The 260-nt window shown below is 55.8% G+C and carries 1 protein-coding gene; it reads right to left on the bottom strand.

The annotated features are described in order from the left end of the window. On the bottom strand, window positions 1-260 hold a 260-nt coding region (locus tag AC0IZJ_RS28525; RefSeq protein WP_471855635.1), incomplete at both ends, for a hypothetical protein.

Genomic DNA, 260 nt, shown 5'->3' with positions numbered 1-260 from the left:
ACATCAACAGAGGCAACAGGCGGCGTCTGAGTCACAGGTTCAACCGGCGCAGCCCAGCTTTGTGTCGCCGTGGTAGCAGCAGCTGCTACAGCGACAGGTTCGGTAATTGGCGCACCGTTTAATAATGGATCGTATTCGTCATATTCTGGCTGCGTTGCACGATTGCCCGAAAATAGGACGTCGTCCGGGTCGGCAGCCACACCGCGTGCAGTGTAGGTAATCTCTTCGTCATCATCCATCCGCTTACCGGAGAACAACGC

Source organism: Roseateles sp. AC306 (assembly GCF_979253795.1).
The sequence above is the reverse complement of the archived record's forward strand: the minus strand, read 5'-3'. Positions and strand labels throughout refer to the sequence as shown.